Origin of the sequence: Rhizobium sp. BK399, from assembly GCF_014194695.1 — a bacterium.
In the GTDB taxonomy this organism is placed as follows: domain Bacteria; phylum Pseudomonadota; class Alphaproteobacteria; order Rhizobiales; family Rhizobiaceae; genus Rhizobium.
The window spans coordinates 71,962-85,739 of sequence record NZ_JACIAH010000016.1; the positions used below are offsets into that span (position 1 = coordinate 71,962).

The window sequence follows — 13,778 nt, forward strand, 5'->3', positions numbered from 1 at the left end:
AAGCTTCAGGAACCCAATATCCAGTTCAGCGTCCGACGCCAATCGATCATCCGGATCGGCGTTCCGTGGTTGCCGGTCTCGTAGAGTGCGAAATGCGTTGGGTACCCGACTTTCAGGAGCTTTTCGAAGAGCGCCTGCTGGGCGGTTGCCGCATAGACCGGATCGCGGCTGCCATGCGCGAACCAAAGCGGCAGCTTGGCCTTGGCGAAGGAACTTTTGGCAAAATCCGGATCGGCAACGCCGCTCAGGATCACCATCCCTTTGAGGTGGTTTACACTATCGGCGTCGCGGCTGAGACCCCAACAGATCTGGCTCCCCATCGACGCACACGCCAGGATAACCGGCTTGCCGGGTGACTGTGCGGCGGCGTAGCGGATCAGTTCCTCGATTGTTGCCACGCCGTCGCTGCCGAAACTCTTGACCGACGGTGAGTAGTAAACGCCGCCATTGCCAGCCACGAGATTTTTGAGGCGATTGAAATTGCCGCCGAAACTATAGTCATTTGCGCCAAGACGCCGGTCGCCGTTTCGCCCGTGAATGAAGATCACGGTGAATGCAGCTCCGGCGGCTTGTCCTACCCTGGTGACATCGAGCTTTTGGGCACCCAACTGCAATGTCTCGTCCGATTGGAGCTTTCGGACGCCGAGGGACACGTATTTCTGTCGGGCTCGTTTCTCTGGTACTTGGTCACGGCCGTTGATGTCGCGCATCTCGTCGTATTCGATCAGCTCGAATGCGCCGTCCTTGCTCGCCTGCAGCACATTTTTTGTGGAAAAGAGATCGTCCTTGTAAGGGGGGAGACGCTCTGCTGTCTGGCTACTTGCGCCCGTCGCCAGAAAAAAGGCCGCAATTGCGGCGATAATGCCATAATGACTTGTGGACATTCGCATGCGCATGGTTCCCTGAGCCTTCTAGCCGCTTGCCATTCCACGCCCGCCAACGCAAACCATTTCCTGAGAAAGTCCGCCGGATCGGGCGGCGTCGCGTAAGAAGGCGGTTTCTGGCAGAATTTGCCTGGTTCGCAAACGTGACATCAAATGCGGTGATTTTGGGTCAGGCATGGCATAGGCCGCCTGCCCCCGAACAGGATGAAGATCTGAACGGCCCCATGGACGATAGCAACGACCTCTTTTCCGGAATGCCACTGACACAGAAGCAGGAGGAGACTCCAAAGTCTGCTGAGTTGCCGAAGGCGGCGGCTGCCGCCCCCGCAGAGGCACCTGCCGCAACGTCGCGCCCGGCACCCGTGACGTCGACATCGGATGACTATGGCGCATCCTCGATCCGCGTTCTTGAGGGGCTTGAGCCCGTTCGCATGCGCCCGGGCATGTACATCGGCGGCACCGACGAGAAGGCACTGCACCATCTGTTCGCCGAAGTCATTGATAACTCAATGGACGAAGCCGTAGCCGGCCACGCCGATTTTATCGAAGTTTACCTCGATCTCCAAGGCCATCTAACGGTCACCGACAACGGTCGCGGCATCCCGGTCGAAAACCATCCGCAGGTTCCCGGCAAGTCGACCCTTGAGGTCATCATGACCAAGCTGCATGCGGGCGGCAAATTCGATGGTAAGGCGTATGAGACGTCAGGCGGTCTACATGGCGTCGGTGTATCGGTCGTCAACGCCCTCTCCGATGTCATGGAAGTGGAGGTCGCGCGCAACCGCAAGCTCTATCGCCAGCGTTTCTCGCGCGGCCTGCCGCAGGGCGGCTTGGAAGAGCTTGGCGATGTCCACAACCGCCGCGGAACGCGCGTCCGGTTCCATCCCGACGCCCAGATTTTCGGTGAGCATGCCAAGTTCGATCCCGGCCGCGTTTTCCGCATGGCCCGTTCCAAGGCCTACCTGTTTGGCGGCGTGGAAATCCGCTGGAGCTGCGAAGAAGGTGTTCTGCCGCAGGGCTCTGAGGTGCCGGACAAGGCCGTTTTTCACTTCCCCGGCGGCCTGAAGGACTATCTCCAGGCGACGATGGGCAAGGAGTTCACGGTCACCCGCGAAATCTTTGCCGGCAAGACGGAAAAAACCAGCGGTCACGGCTCGCTGGAATGGGCGATCACCTGGTATGGCGGCGACCCGCAGGTCCATTCCTATTGCAATACCATTCCAACGCCCGAAGGTGGCACGCATGAAGCCGGCCTGCGCATAGCGCTCACCAAGGGCCTGAAGAACTACGCCGAACTGACTCAAAACAAGCGTGCAGCCCAGATCACCACAGACGACGTGATGATTTCGGCCGTCGGCATGCTTTCGGTCTTCATCCGCGAGCCGGAGTTCGTGGGGCAGACGAAAGACAAGCTGGCGACCGTCGAGGCTCAACGCATCGTCGAGAACGCGCTTCGCGACCCCTTCGACCACTACCTTGCCGACAATCCCAACGAAGCGGCCAAGCTGCTGGACTGGGTAATAGAACGCGCGGAAGAACGACTGCGTCGCCGTAAGGAAAAGGAAGTCAACCGCAAGACGGCCGTGCGCAAGCTGCGGCTGCCCGGAAAGCTCGCCGACTGCGCTCAGAACACCGCGGAGGGCGCCGAGCTTTTCATCGTCGAAGGTGACTCGGCAGGCGGCTCCGCCAAACAGGCGCGCAACCGCGCCAACCAAGCCATTCTTCCGCTGCGCGGCAAGATTCTAAACGTGGCCAGCGCCGGTCGCGAAAAGCTTGGAGCAAACCAGCAGCTAGCGGATCTAAGCCAGGCGCTCGGCTGCGGAACACGTTCGAAGTACCGCGAGGAAGACCTTCGCTACGAGCGCATTATCGTCATGACCGATGCCGACGTCGACGGTGCTCACATCGCCTCGCTGCTGATCACGTTCTTCTATCAGGAGATGCCGGAACTGGTCCGTGGCGGTCACCTGTTCCTCGCTGTGCCGCCGCTCTACAAGATCACTCAGGGCGCTAAATCCGCCTATGCCCGCGATGACGCACACCGGGCCGAGCTGATGGAAACAGAGTTCAAGGGCAAGGCGAAGGTCGAAATCAGCCGCTTCAAAGGCCTCGGCGAAATGCTGCCGGCACAGCTCAAGGAAACCACCATGGATCCCAGCAAGCGCACGCTGTTGCGGGTGGTGATTGACGAGGTGGATTTCGAGGGAACGCGCACCGCAGTAGACGACCTGATGGGAACGAAGCCGGAGGCCCGCTTCCGTTTCATTCAGGATCGTGCCGCCTTTGCGGAAAACCTCGATATCTAACGCCGCTTAGTCGAGACGTACGGCAATTTCCGTCTTCACCGAGTTGGCGAGGAAGCATAGCTCGTGAGCCTCGTGGTGAAGCTTCTCTTCGATCTCGCGGCTCGGCCTGTCGCTGGCATAGGTGACCCGCGGGCGAAGCTCGACGCGGCTCACAATTGTCTTGCCTTGCACGATTTCCATGATGCCCGTCGCGGCGTCGGCATAGCTGTCGACCATGATGCGTTTCTTTGATGCGAGCCACAGGTAGAACAGCATGTGGCAGCTTGACAGCGCCGCAACATAGGCCTCTTCCGGATCCACGTTTTCGGCCACGGCATAAGGCAGCGGTACATTATGCGGCGAGGCGGAAGCAGCGACGACAGCACCACCATCGAAGGACCATTTATGGCCGCGGCTGTAGCGTCCGTCGATGAAGCTTGCCTCACCCCGCTCCCAGGCGACTTCTGCGGAAAACCTCGTCATTGTCATTCTCCCTCGCGCGTCAGGCGCGCTGTTGTCATCTGCAAATGATCCGATAAGGCTTGCAAGGCGGCGGTTTCGTCGCGACGTTCACAGGCCTTGACGATGGCACTATGCTCGGCGTGGAGGACGACGCGCTCGTCGGAGCCCTTCGGCTGCCTCGAGTAGGCTCGGCGCGACTCCCGCCGCAGGTTGTCGATCATGGAAACAAGGCGTTCATTTCTGCAGCGCCCATAGAGCGTCCGATGAAATGCCACGTCCAACTCCTCGAGGACAGCAGGGTCCTCCTCTTCCACCAGGTCCTCGTTGAGGCGCCGCGCTTTGCGTAGGTCGGCGTCGCTGAGCACTGGCAGTGACGCGCGTAGCGCCATGCTCTCCAACGCAGTACGGATCTCAGCAAGCTCACGCGCCTGTTCTTCGGTGAAACCGGCTACAGCAAGGCTTCTGTCCGGTCGACGATTGAGCAGGCCGGATGCCAGCAGCCGATCAAGTGCCCGGCGGACCGGCTGGCGACTCACGCCGAATCGTTCGGCCAGAAACTCTTGCTTCAAGACCGTTCCGGGAGTGAGGCTGCCACTCTCAATTTCCCGACGGAGCGCTGTCGCAATTATATTTGGATCCATGGATCCAAAGTAACGGATCAAACGAATTTTGACAACATCGCTACGGGATTCTGTCATACTGATTGCGGACAACGGGCTTAAGGAGCGTAGTGGAGATCGCCGGGATTTCTGACGCGGTGTCGACGGCATAAATCGGTCATTGCGCTTGCGCCCGAGGGATGCATGGCCCATATCCATAGTCAAAATAGGGGGAAAAGAACGACGTGAGCCTTCCGAACAACAATATCCAGCGAGAGTCGCGATGGCTCGGCCCTTCAGGCCCTGCCCGCACGCCTCTAATTCCCTCGATCTCTGCAGCGCGCTGGCTGCTGGTTCTCGTTGTCGCGGCTGGCGTCTACTTCTTCTACGGCTTTGCTGTTCCAGTGCTGGCCGCGCTTGTCATTGGTTTTGCAAGCTGGCCGCTTTATCGCCGGTTGCTCGAGCGTGTCAGCGGAAACACGACAATCGCCGCCACTATCGCGATTGTCCTGATCGTCACATTCCTCGTCTTGCCGATCGTTTTCGCCGTGACCTACACGACAGGAGAGGTGCGTGAATGGGTCGCCTGGGCTGTGCATGCAAACAGATTGGGCGCTCCAACGCCACAGTGGATTATCGCCCTGCCCTTCGCCGGTCCTTACCTCGATGAGCTATGGACCAAATATATTGGCAGCCCCGGTTCGATGGGTGAGGTCATCCAGGCCGTCAGCGGAGCCAATATCGGTAACATTTATCGGGCGATTCTGGCGGCAGGCGGCGGCGCCTTCCATCTACTGCTGACTCTGCTTTTCATGCTGATCGCGTTGTTCTTCGTCTATCGTGACGGTTCCGCGTTCTCACGTCAGATCGACATGCTGGGCGAGCGCATCCTCCCGAACCGGTGGGAGCGGATTTCCCGCGTCGTCCCGGCAACTATCAGTTCGACGGTCATGGGCATGACGCTGATTGCGATCGGCGAAGGCATCGTGCTTGGCGTCGCGTACTGGATCGCAGGTGTCCCCTCGCCCGTGACGCTGGGTGTCCTGACCGGCATCATGGCCTTGATACCGGGCGGCGCGCCGCTCTCGTTTACCCTGGTGTCGGTCTATCTGCTGGCCAGCGGCTCGCACATTGCCGGTGTCGGTCTCTTCGTTTGGGGAACGGTCGAACTCTTCATTGTCGACAAGACGCTGCGTCCGAAGCTCGTCGGCGGTCCGATCAAGCTGCCATTCCTGCCGACGTTCTTCGGCCTCGTCGGTGGTGTGAAGACCATGGGCTTTCTCGGCCTTTTCATCGGGCCGGTGCTGATGGCGCTCATCGTCGCGATCTGGCGTGAGTGGATGCACGAGGTGCGCAACGCCGAAAGCGGTCCACAAGTCATGATCGACGAACAGGCGCCTCCCACATCCCGCGCGGCTGAATGATCAGGCCAGTTGTTTTTCCATGAACAGGCTAAGCGGATCTGGAAGATAGCTGCCGAATGGCTCGATTTGGACATAGCCGTATTTGCGGTAAAGAGCGATTGCTTCCGGCTGGTAGATGCCGGTTTCGAGCCTGACGGCCCGGAGGCTCTTTTCTACCGCTATCGCCTCGAGCGCGTTCATGAGTTTGCTCGCCACCTTTAGGCCGCGCGCCTTGGGGTCGACGAACATGCGTTTGATTTCTGCGGTCCCGTCACCCGCCTCCACCAGCGCGGAACAGCCAACGATCGCGCCGTCGTGGCGGGCGACGAAGAAGCTGACCGTCGGCTTCTCCAAAGACGAGACATCGACGAGGTGATTGCTTTCCGGCGGATAAAGCGACTGCGCATAGGCGTCGGACATGTCGAGCAGGCGGAGCACGCCTTCCTGACGAGGTGGTTCCAGAGCAATCGAAAGAGACACGGGATTTTCCTATTTTCGGCGCGCTTGGCATGACGAAAAGTTAATGGGGTGCGCCTTCATTCTGTTGGAATTTCAGCATCTAACGGGCGGAGTTTCAATATTCAAAAGGCAATACTATGCAAGCGATACTGGTTGCAATGACGATCTTGGGCTGCAATGACTCAGTCACGCAATGCAACTACATCGCGACTGTCGGGGAGCAATGGCAGACGGTGGTCATGTGCGACGCCGACTCCGAGAGGCAGCTCAAGCACTATACGAATGTCAGCTACCCGACCGTCATTGCCGTCTGCGAGCCATCGAAGCCCTCCACACCACCGGAAGTGCCGAAGACCGTGGTGGAGAACGCCCCAACACCGTCCACTCCGGTCGAAACGCAAGGTAGGCTGTCGGTCTTCGCTGATCGGGTCGCAGATCAGGTGCGTGCGCATCTGCCGTCGGGCGGTGATATGAAGGCAGCGCTGGCTTCGCCTGTCCATTTCGTTTCCGGAAGCTATTCGTGGGTCGCGAAGCGTCTTAGCTACTAAGCTGCGGCGAGAGCGGTCACCTGCGCGTAAGCGCGCGCACGCTGCCGCTGCTCCGCAATATGCAGCCTCTCTACCATCTCGAGCAGCTCTTGGACGGCACCGTGCGCTGTATGCCCGCGGAACTTCCGGAGCAGGCTGCCGCAGACGTCGCCGAGCATGGTCGCGGAGAGGTTTTTCGATGCTTCCCGCCACAGCAGCGTTGCTTCGACGAAGATCACACTGATCTCGCGGGCAAGCCCGGCCGATTCGTATAGGGCGCGCACTGCATGCATGCGTCCGGTGGCAAGGATGGAACGCACGCGACGTTCTTCACATCCCGTAAGATTGACGATCGCGCAGGCGAAGAACTCCACTTTCCCGGAGCAGAGCGCATGCATTAGGAACGATGCCGTCAGGTGGCCGCTCGCTCGCAAGTGTTCGACCAGGTCCGAAATTTCGTGCGACGTAATCTCGCCTGCGATCGACACAATGGCGGCTTCATTGGCTTCCCTGCTGATTCGGTGCAGCCGGCTCGCTTCGATCGTCGCCTGCGCCAGTGGCAGATTGACGAGAGCGATGCTGACATGCTGGGCAAGCAACTGGCGTGCGTCTGCCGGCAGATCTCCGCGATCCAGGAGCAGGTTGCGGACTTCGCAGTGGTGGCCGAGGCGATCAGCAACCCTTTTCAGGGAGCAAGGTGCGATCACTGCTCCTTCGTTTTCCAAAAGGCACAGGATGGCTTCTTCTTCACCGATCTCGCAAAGCGCAGCGGCAACCGGCCGTGAGATCATGCCGCGGGCCGCGATCAGCATACGCGTGATCTCGCTGCCGCCGGCTGCGAGATCAACAAGATCCGCATCCGACAACAAGGGAGAGCATGTGACGGCGTGCGAGGCAATCTCCGGCTGGTCTGCTGCCAGCGAAAGAATAACGGCACGTGGCGCGTCCGGAGACCATGAGATCGCCTCGGCCAGCGCCAGCCTCACCTTGGGGGACGGGTCGTCAAGCAGGAAAGTCATCGCCATCTCGGCCGCGGCGCGCTCTTCGGCGGCCATCTCGGACTGCAGATAGGCCCTGCCGAGGGCATTTGCCGCGCGGGCCCTGTCTCCGGCTTTGGCGGTTTCCACCCAACGAAGAAATGCTTCTACGATCACCCGTGTGCCCCATGCTCGAATGCGATTCGATCGCACTCCAATCAGTAGGACTACGGTATGCTCAAAAAGTTTATGATTGGTTCACTATGTTCGTTAAGGTCTGGGCTGTGGCCGGAGCATTTCGAACACGTCGCTGCCTTCGCTGTAGTCCATATAGCCCATGCGCGCGACCGGCCTAGCGAGCGCCATGTCGAGGCGGCCGTCGCGGATGATCGTTTCATCGACGTGTATGCCCAGGACTTGACCAAAGACCATCACGTTCTCGGATTCTTCGCCGGCGAGTGATTTTGGCACGAGGATTTCGGTAACCTTGCATTCCAGTACGGCAAAGGCTTCCGCGACGTAGGGTGCGTCGACAAGCTCGCCCTTCCTTGCCGTCAGGCCGGCCAGCGCAAACTCGTCGACTTCGTACTCCACGGCCGCTGATGAAACATTCATCTTCTCCAGCAAGCTTCGGCTGACAAAGTTGCAGGTGAACTCGCCGGTTTCGGCAGCATTGCGCTGGCTGTGCTTGCGACCGGCAGAGGAGAACATCACAAGCTTTGGGCGGTCGGAAACCGCGTTGAAAAAGGAATACGGCGCGAGGTTGATCGAGCCGTCCCTTCCCTTGCTGCCGATCCAGCCGATGGGGCGAGGTGCGACGATCGCCTTGAACGGGTCGTGCGCCAAGCCGTGCCGGTTGGTATCGGTGGTATAGAACATCAGGCCTCTCCGCCGACCCAGGTGACCGTCTCTGTTAGTTCCGGGCGCGGACGCTCGACGGCGGGAAATGTCGTCGATCCCATGTGAATGAAGCCGGCGATCTTTTCACCGGAGTTTACGCCAAGCAATCCATAGGCGCGCTCGTCGTAGGCGAACCACTCGGTCAGCCAGTTGGCGACCCATCCATGGGCGTTCGCGGCGAAGATGATGTTGAGGCAGACTGCGCCGGCAGACATCAGCTGCTCCCACTCCGGAATCTTGATATGCGGCCCGGCCTTACTGACGACAGCGACGACCACGGGCGCACGGGTGAAACGGGTACGCTCCACCTGAATCATTTCCTCTGAAAGGTCAGGCTTGGCTGCAAGAGCGAGCTTCAGCAGTTCCTGGCCGATCCGGGCACGCTCTTCGCCGCGATAGACGATGAAACGCCAAGGTGCCAGCTTGCCGTGATCGGGCACGCGCGAGGCCAGACGCAGAATCTCCTCTATCTCGGTCTTGTCAGGTCCGGGCTCGGACATCTGGAACGCAGGGATAGAACGGCGCACGCCGAGATAGTCGATCAGCTTGATATCCGATTTCATGCGGGAGAGACTTCCATTTTCATTACAGCATTGGGGATGGGTCTTGAATTTGCCATCGCGTTGGTCTTGAAGTGGCCTCTGTGATTTCAGATGTCAATTGGTTCGCACGACACATGGTTGGCATTTCGCCATTTGCACGCATCAGCCTCGCCTTCGTTTTCGCTGCCCTGCTGCCGTTGAGCGGCCAGGCGCAGGAGGCCTTCCAGACCTTCAAGCAACTCGACACGACGGCAAAGATGCCGAAGCTGAACGCCTTCATTGCTCCGGGCACGGCGCCGCAAGGCTCGAAGCTGCGCGAGGTCGCCCTTGAGGCAAAGCTGACGGCCAATGGTGATGCGGTCCAGGACGGTCTGTCCTGGTACGTGTTCAGCCCCATGGCCGGCTCAGACGGCAAACTCCCCCTGATCGCATCGTCGCAGGGCGGCTCCGCGGACTTCCAGCTCGCGCCGGGAGACTATTTCGTCAACGTCTCCTTCGGCCGCGCCGGCGTCACCCGCAAACTCACGGTTCCCGAAGACGGCACGGTCGGCAAGCAGACGATGGTGCTGGAGGCAGGCGGATTGCTTCTGAACGCGGTCTCGGGCTCCGACGTCCGCATCCGGCCGGATCAACTCAGTTTCTCCATCTATTCTGCCGAAGTGCGCGAAGACGGCGAGCGGGGCCTCGTCATGGCGGACGTGCCCCCCAACACGGTGGTTCGCCTGAATGCGGGCACGTACCACATTATCTCTGAATACGGCGAAACGAACGCCTCAATCCGAGCCGACATTCAGGTGGAGGCAGGCAAGCTAACCGAAGCCACGATCCAGCATAAGGCGGCGCAGATCACCTTCAAGCTGGTGTCGGAAGCGGGCGGCGAGGCAATCGCCGATACCGCTTGGTCGATCCTGACGGCGGCTGGCGACAGCGTCGGTGAAAGCGTCAGTGCCTTCCCAACCATGGTGCTTGCCGAAGGTGAATACTCCGCCGTTGCGCGAAACAAGGACAAGATCTACCAGCGCGATTTCAAGGTCGAGGCCGGCAAGAATACTGACGTCGAAGTGCTGATGAAGGATGTCCAGCCTGAAGCACCCACCGCAGCCGCAAAAACGGTCCAACTCCAGGCTGACCCGCAGCCGGGACAAGCCTCTTCCGGGCCCCAGCCCCTTCCCTCCTACGACCAGTTGCAGGGCGCAACCGGCGGCGCTGATGCCGACTGATTGATCGGTCTGATGACCGGGTCAGGTGATCTTTCGCATCTTCGCGGGGCGCCAATACGGCGATCCCGTCACCGATGCCGAAGGGATGGTTGGCAACGATCACGATCGGGTCTTTAGGAATGTCGTTGATCGGCCAGTTGCCCCTGATGTTGAGTTGGACGTCGATGAAATCCAGCATCTTTCCGAACGCGCGATCGCCCTTGCCGACGATGTCGGTACGCCAGAGGTTGTACAGCCTGACGTCGCGATCATTCCCGTAGGATAGTTGTTCAAAGCGCAAATCCGCGTCGGGAATATCCCCTCCTCATCAATGCGATGGCTATATTGCGGATACGTGACATACTTCTGACGGCGCCTGTGGGCGCCGTCAGATGCGTATCAACTAGGCCGCCTTCGCCTTTTTGGCTTCGGCCTTGCGACGGATATCCGGCGGTGTTGCTTCGAGCCCCAGGCTTGCGATCGCTTCGTCAAGCGACATCGAGGTTTGCTCCTGGCTGCCGAGGCGACGAATGTTGACCGTGCGCTCTTCCGCTTCCTTCTTGCCGCAGACGATGATGACGGGAACTTTCGTAACGGAATGCTCGCGGATCTTGTAGTTGATCTTCTCGTTACGGAAGTCGGTTTCGACCGCCAGCCCGGCGTCGCGCAGGGCTGCCGCAACTTCGGCGCCGTAGCCATCTGCCTCCGACGTGATCGTTGCGACGACGGCCTGCTGCGGCGATACCCACAGCGGCAGGTGTCCTGCGAAATTCTCGATCAGGATGCCGAGAAAGCGTTCCATCGAGCCGCAGATGGCGCGGTGGATCATCACCGGCTGCGTCTTTTCGGAGTTGCTGTCGATGTAGAAGGCGCCGAAGCGTTCCGGCAGGTTGAAATCGACCTGCGTCGTGCCGCATTGCCATTCACGGCCGATGGCGTCCTTCAGTGTATATTCGAACTTCGGACCGTAGAACGCGCCCTCACCCGGCAGGATGCCGGTCTTGATGTTGTTCGACTGCTGCTGGATCGTCTCCAGCACTTCAGTCATCACGCTTTCGGCGCGATCCCAAAGGTCGTCTGAGCCGACGCGCTTTTCCGGGCGCGTTGAAAGCTTGATGGTGATCTCGTCGAAGCCGAAGTCCTTGTAGACCGAGAGGATCAGGTCGTTGATCTTCAGGCACTCGGCCGCCATCTGCTCGTCGGTGCAGAAGATGTGCGCATCGTCCTGCGTGAAGCCGCGCACGCGCATCAACCCGTGGAGCGCGCCTGACGGCTCGTAGCGATGCACGGTGCCGAATTCCGCAAGGCGGATCGGCAGTTCACGGTAGGATTTCAAGCCATGCTTGAAGATCTGCACGTGGCCGGGGCAGTTCATCGGCTTCAGCGCGAAGACACGGTCGTCATCGGTGTCGTCGCCGGCAACCGTGACCTTGAACATGTTGTCGCGGTACCAACCCCAGTGGCCGGAGGTTTCCCACAGCGACTTGTCGAGCACCTGCGGCGCGTTGACCTCTTGGTAGTCTTCGGCGAGGCGGCGGCGCATATAGGCAACCAGCGTCTGGAACATGCGCCAGCCCTTGCCGTGCCAAAAGACAACGCCCGGACCTTCTTCCTGGAAGTGGAAGAGATCCATTTCGCGGCCGAGGCGACGATGATCGCGCTTTTCGGCTTCCGCAAGCACGTGCAGGTAATTGTCGAGATCAACCTGCTCGGCGAATGCCGTGCCGTAGATGCGGGTCAACATCGGATTGTTACTGTCGCCACGCCAATAGGCGCCGGCGACCTTCATCAGCTTGAACGCCGTGCCGATCTGACCGGTGGACGCCATATGCGGTCCGCGGCAAAGGTCGAACCAGTCGCCCTGGTAATAGATCTTCAGATCCTGGCCGGCGGGAATCGCGTCTACGAGTTCGACCTTGTAGCTTTCGCCCTTGGCTGCGAAAACTTCCTTGGCCTTCTCGCGCGACCAGACTTGCTTGGTGAACGGCGCGTTGCGAGCGATGATTTCCTTCATCTTCTTTTCGATCTTGGGCAGATCGTCCGGCGTGAAGGGCTCGTTCTTGGCGAAGTCGTAGTAGAAACCGTTCTCGATAACAGGACCGATCGTGACCTGCGTGCCGGGCCAGAGTTCCTGTACGGCTTCCGCCATCACGTGGGCTGCGTCATGCCGGATCAATTCCAGCGCGCGGTCGTCGGTGCGGGTGATGATTTCAATTGTGCCTGCCGTCACCGGGTCGGAAAGATCGCGGACCTGACCATCGATGGCGATCGCGACGGCCTTCTTGGCAAGCGACTTGGAAATGGATTCGGCGACGTCCTTGCCGGTTGCGCCAGCATCGTAGCTGCGCACGGAACCGTCGGGAAATGTCAGGGAAACGGATTGGGACATTTAGAATTCTCCTTGTCCAGTCCCGCCAACGAATGCGGGTGGTTGCAATGAAGCGCTTCGTCCGTACGAATGCGCCGCCGCCTGATACCGAGATTTGCTGCTTGAGTAAAGAAAAAGCCGGCTTAGCCGATCATTTCAGCCAGGCCACGAACCGTATTCCAGTTTCGCAACGTGCCGACGCCCATGCGCTTGGTCGTCAACGCCGAAAGCAACTTCCATTGGCTCGGCTTGTCGGCAAAATCGATCCAAAGATCGCCGCCAGTGAGCGCCATGCGTTGCGTCGGATCGGCATAAGGGCGAAGCGTCGCCATGACAGCCGCCGGTAGTGGCTTGCGCATCACCCGCACGATCACTTGGCTGCCCTCACCGTCCGGGAACGGATTGGACTTCGCTAGCTTCTGCCAGTCGGTGCCCTTGCGCACGATGATATCGACCGGTTTGCCGAACCGTGCTCTGAAGGCTGCCTCGAGCGTGGCCTCCATATCGACGAGCGCCACGGCTTCGGCCTCGTAGACGATGTTGCCGGTGGAGACCAGGGTCCGCGGATTTCGGTATCCGATGTCCGTTGCCATGTCGCGAAGGTCGGACATCACGACGCGTCGTCCAGGCGCAAGCACGATGCTGTGCAATAGCGCCACGTAAATCATGCCTTCCGGAACTCCCTGCCGTCCTTGGGAAGATCGTCAAGAATATCCTTGAGGGTGACATCGTGGCCGTGACGAAAGGCCCAAAATACGCGTTGCCTCATCCCTCGGCCGCCTTGCGGCCAAGCGCGAGATAGCGCCAGGGCGTCCACCAATGGAAGCGCTCGCCGAGCTGCTCGGGAACCGGGTCGAGCCCGCTCGTGCCACCCGGCCCGCAACGGGCGACACGAAACAGCGTCATCCAGCCGCCACTCCACAGTCCATGGCGCGCTACCGCCTCATAGCCGTATTCAGAGCAGGTCGGGATGTGGCGGCATGAATTGCCGATAAAACCGGACAGGGTCAGTTGATAAGCGCGAATGAAACCCATCCCGAGCACCCTGCCTGGGGTCTTGTGAAACGGGCCGGCGTAGTTGCGGGAATAGGAACGCGAGGCTGTACGGGGAGCAGCAGCGCCCCCCTCGTCTTCATCATCGCGATTGATCGAACAGAATTCACACATCGGCGG

14 protein-coding genes and 1 pseudogene are annotated in these 13,778 nt (G+C 59.9%); 4 read left to right on the forward strand and 11 right to left on the reverse strand.

All coding sequences use genetic code 11. The annotated features are described in order from the left end of the window. Window positions 1-5: 5 nt before the first annotated feature. Window positions 6-890 (reverse strand): alpha/beta hydrolase, encoded by an 885-nt coding sequence (locus FHT97_RS24980; protein ID WP_183864584.1) that lies wholly within the window; start codon window positions 888-890, stop codon window positions 6-8. A 218-nt stretch (window positions 891-1,108) separates the two neighbouring features. Between FHT97_RS24980 and parE the strand changes: the two genes are divergently transcribed. After that, the gene (gene parE / locus FHT97_RS24985) at window positions 1,109-3,190 is read left to right on the forward strand and encodes a DNA topoisomerase IV subunit B (protein WP_183864585.1); all 2,082 of its coding nucleotides are present in this window, start codon (window positions 1,109-1,111) and stop codon (window positions 3,188-3,190) included. A gap of 6 nt (window positions 3,191-3,196) precedes the next feature. Here the strand turns inward: parE and FHT97_RS24990 are convergent, their stop codons facing one another. Continuing rightward, complete coding sequence (locus FHT97_RS24990) at window positions 3,197-3,652, reverse strand: OsmC family protein (RefSeq protein ID WP_183864586.1); 456 nt, start codon at window positions 3,650-3,652, stop codon at window positions 3,197-3,199. A 2-nt stretch (window positions 3,653-3,654) separates the two neighbouring features. Further along, on the reverse strand, window positions 3,655-4,329 hold the full coding sequence (locus FHT97_RS24995) for a GntR family transcriptional regulator (protein ID WP_348649642.1): 675 nt from the start codon (window positions 4,327-4,329) through the stop codon (window positions 3,655-3,657). Between the two features lie 167 nt (window positions 4,330-4,496). On the opposite strand from FHT97_RS24995, the gene FHT97_RS25000 reads away from it, so the two are divergent. Further along, window positions 4,497-5,654, forward strand: a complete 1,158-nt coding sequence (locus tag FHT97_RS25000; protein ID WP_348649643.1) for an AI-2E family transporter — start codon at window positions 4,497-4,499, stop codon at window positions 5,652-5,654. Here the strand turns inward: FHT97_RS25000 and FHT97_RS25005 are convergent, their stop codons facing one another. Next, on the reverse strand, window positions 5,655-6,113 hold the full coding sequence (locus tag FHT97_RS25005; RefSeq protein ID WP_183757218.1) for a GNAT family N-acetyltransferase: 459 nt from the start codon (window positions 6,111-6,113) through the stop codon (window positions 5,655-5,657). Window positions 6,114-6,229: 116 nt separating this feature from the next. Between FHT97_RS25005 and FHT97_RS25010 the strand changes: the two genes are divergently transcribed. After that, window positions 6,230-6,640, forward strand: a complete 411-nt coding sequence (locus FHT97_RS25010; protein WP_183864589.1) for a hypothetical protein — start codon at window positions 6,230-6,232, stop codon at window positions 6,638-6,640. On the opposite strand, the gene FHT97_RS25015 is transcribed toward FHT97_RS25010, so the two are convergent. From FHT97_RS25015 to FHT97_RS25025, 3 genes are all read right to left on the reverse strand, one after another. Next, the gene (locus FHT97_RS25015; RefSeq protein WP_183864590.1) at window positions 6,637-7,773 is read right to left on the reverse strand and encodes a DUF2336 domain-containing protein; all 1,137 of its coding nucleotides are present in this window, start codon (window positions 7,771-7,773) and stop codon (window positions 6,637-6,639) included. The two genes, FHT97_RS25010 and FHT97_RS25015, sit on opposite strands and share 4 nt — an antisense overlap. A gap of 93 nt (window positions 7,774-7,866) precedes the next feature. After that, on the reverse strand, window positions 7,867-8,475 hold the full coding sequence (locus FHT97_RS25020) for a flavin reductase family protein (RefSeq protein WP_183864591.1): 609 nt from the start codon (window positions 8,473-8,475) through the stop codon (window positions 7,867-7,869). Beyond that, window positions 8,475-9,059, reverse strand: a complete 585-nt coding sequence (locus tag FHT97_RS25025; RefSeq protein ID WP_183757213.1) for a nitroreductase — start codon at window positions 9,057-9,059, stop codon at window positions 8,475-8,477. Before FHT97_RS25025 ends, FHT97_RS25020 begins: the two co-directional genes overlap by 1 nt. Window positions 9,060-9,172: 113 nt before the next feature. Between FHT97_RS25025 and FHT97_RS25030 the strand changes: the two genes are divergently transcribed. Beyond that, complete coding sequence (locus FHT97_RS25030; protein WP_183864592.1) at window positions 9,173-10,258, forward strand: hypothetical protein; 1,086 nt, start codon at window positions 9,173-9,175, stop codon at window positions 10,256-10,258. A 49-nt stretch (window positions 10,259-10,307) separates the two neighbouring features. Here FHT97_RS25030 and FHT97_RS31075 read toward each other — a convergent pair. The 4 genes and pseudogenes from FHT97_RS31075 to yidD form a co-directional block, all read right to left on the reverse strand. Next, a pseudogene (locus FHT97_RS31075) lies at window positions 10,308-10,553 on the reverse strand (glycerol acyltransferase); the annotation flags it as partial. An 87-nt stretch (window positions 10,554-10,640) separates the two neighbouring features. Further along, window positions 10,641-12,626, reverse strand: coding sequence for a threonine--tRNA ligase (gene thrS, locus FHT97_RS25040; protein ID WP_183864594.1), 1,986 nt, complete (start codon window positions 12,624-12,626; stop codon window positions 10,641-10,643). Window positions 12,627-12,748: 122 nt separating this feature from the next. Beyond that, complete coding sequence (locus FHT97_RS25045; protein ID WP_183864595.1) at window positions 12,749-13,273, reverse strand: DUF1697 domain-containing protein; 525 nt, start codon at window positions 13,271-13,273, stop codon at window positions 12,749-12,751. 97 nt (window positions 13,274-13,370) lie between these two features. After that, on the reverse strand, window positions 13,371-13,772 hold the full coding sequence (gene yidD / locus FHT97_RS25050; RefSeq protein ID WP_183757208.1) for a membrane protein insertion efficiency factor YidD: 402 nt from the start codon (window positions 13,770-13,772) through the stop codon (window positions 13,371-13,373). Window positions 13,773-13,778: the final 6 nt, after the last annotated feature.